Annotated in this window: 1 protein-coding gene; it reads right to left on the bottom strand. The window is 39.3% G+C overall.

Translation table 11 applies throughout. The features are described from left to right. Positions 1-2,705: pilus assembly protein (locus B4J23_RS05610; RefSeq protein ID WP_291359190.1), on the bottom strand; the 2,705-nt coding region annotated here is incomplete at both ends.

Below are 2,705 nucleotides of genomic sequence, written 5' to 3'. Positions count from 1 at the left end.
CCACCACCAGTACCACCACCAATTACTGCAATAGTATGAATACCAGGGCCCTGATTATCTTTACTAAACCAATCATTGCCAAATTTACTTGGTTCACATTGCCCGTAAGGTAAGCAAAAACGAGTTACAAAACTTTCTCCTTTCACACCTGCCCCACAGTCGCCCGAAATACCTGGCTTAGATCCATCAAAAGTAGAAACATGCAACACCGACTTCATCGCCACTGGCGTACCATATACTTTTTCACTTTGTACTTTAAAAGATTGGAATGGATAATACCAACCGTTGCTACTCGTATATGGTGCTTTTAAATCCGAATCATTTTTACGGTCACTTTCAGTAATTAAACCCAAGTCATTTTTACGTATATTTCGTGTGGTATAACTATATCCTGTCTTATATAGATCTCGATTAGCAACATCTTTATCATAAATATTAAATATTGCGTCTTCGCTATAGCCTGAGCCATTGGTATATTCAGCTAAAGGTGAGCTTCTATTACCACTACCTATGGATACCACTGCAAAAGTATCCCCAGTCTTTGACTTATATAAGGAAAAAGCAGGCATATCATAAAAACGTGTTTTCTTCCCACCTGTGACTGTTAAATCCAACAGACGCACAGGACTCTTTGCAAAAGCACCTAAAGTCTTCGTTTTATTGTCCAAATCAATACGGAATACCTGCCCACCCAGATCACCAAAATATAAATGATCAGTTAAACCATCACTGTCACGGTCGACCGTTCTAATTTCACTGACTACACTATATTTTAAATCATCATGATGTGTTCTTATCACGCCCGAATCTGTTGAAGCACTGCTACTGGATCCTGCATTAGCACTCGCCCACCACAAGAGTTCTCCATCGTCAGCATCAAACATATAAACACCAGCACCGCGTTTATTGTTCTGCACATATTCATCATTTTCATAACCAGTATAGATGCCTTTCAGACCAGCGGCATCTTTAGCATTACCATCCACTCCGCCAGCATCATAGCCGCCACCAACGAACATCACTTGTGTTCGTTTTCCTTTCCAATTTACCCACGCCAAACGTGGTTTAGACCAACTTTGCCCCATATAGCTTAAAGGCCCTGAGGTTGCAGCATCAGGATTAATATGAAACTTGAGTTTAGGATTATTCATATCTTGCAAATCGAGTGCATAATAGCTACGCCCACCCATGCGTAAGCCGCCATATACATTCAATTTACCTTCTTGGCTATATGCACCTTTTCCTACAACCAATTTACCTGTTGAATTGACAGCATATTCAGTATAAGCCGTCCAAGGACCATCAACCCCATAATAGAGCTTGCTCAAACCACCATTAGATAACTCTGGTATTGAAAAAGCTTCTTTTTGACTCTCAAGCATTTCATTTGGTACAAAAGCAAATTTTTCATCACCTGTTTTGGCATCTACAACATGTAATAAACCTTGCGTTGTACCAAATAAGACAAAGTCTTTACGTTGGGTTGTATCAAGCTTGTTATCTATAAACTTAATTTCACCCTCTGTTGTTAATAAAACAGGAGATGAATGCATTACAGCACCTAACTGTCGAAGCTCTTCCACGGCGCCCAAATTACTTATCGTGCTTGGATTATTGAGTTGACTTTCAGACAGCTTATATCCTAAGAGAGACATTAAATACCCTCTATATGGATCATCTTTTGTGCCTGCCTGAGTTAAATAATCTAAATTGACACGTTGTAGATTCGTACCGCTTTCAAACGCAGAAGTTGTTGTATTAAAAGTACGGTTTGTGAGTAGTTTACGAGAAGCTATATCTGGTGCTGTCGTATTGCTACGTAATTTAAGTTGTTCAAGCACCCCCCCTGAGGAGGTTGCATCAGAAGTCCAATAATCACTTACATCTTTTTTAATCGCTCCACGATCATCAAAAATACTTGCTCCACTTTTACCCACCAATTTCCCTGAGCTATGTACCAAGTATTTTTTCAAATTCCCCAACCATAATTGAGTTGGTTTTTCTGGTGTAGGTTGAAATTGTGGGAAATAAGCATTGTTTTGCAATACGGACGGATTCAGCGCATCCGCAGGAATTGTAGGTGAACCTGTGGTAACCGAAGGGATTTCTGTACTTAAGCTGCTAATAAAATCATTTACGCTATTTACGACATCTTGTGACTCATTACCTGAATACCAACCGCCTTCTCCAATAATTCCCCAACGTGCAGCATTCTTAATATCATTTGCCAAACTATTCCCTGACAAATTCGCATTATTAACGTTTTGTAAATTTTGATCTTGAGATAAACTTTTATCGTAAGAACTTACTGAGTTGAATGCCGACCCAAAACCAACAACAGCTGTTTTAATGGTCAACGAACTCGGGTTAGACGTAGCGTCTAATAAAGATTGTGAGAACTTGCCAATACAGCTCCATGCCCCATCAGTTCCATAAGTTGGGTTGTTAACTTCTGATAATAAGCTCCCATCACAATTAAAATTTGTATTATCAAGTGCACGCCCCATTAAACTACTCGCAATACTCACTGAACTTTGGTTGGGTTCACCATCAGTTAATACATATATACCTTGACCACTACACTGCCTCATCTCTTCAGTCTGTCTCAAGGAGTTAGGTTGAAGATAATTACTTCCATTGTTAGTCAAAGGATCTGATGATGAAAAACCGCTATAAGCTGAATCTGCAATTTTTTCTTTATAAAG

The sequence above is a fragment of the Acinetobacter sp. UBA3025 genome (genome assembly GCF_002367915.1).
Lineage (GTDB): Bacteria > Pseudomonadota > Gammaproteobacteria > Pseudomonadales > Moraxellaceae > Acinetobacter.
The sequence above is the reverse complement of the archived record's forward strand: the minus strand, read 5'-3'. Positions and strand labels throughout refer to the sequence as shown.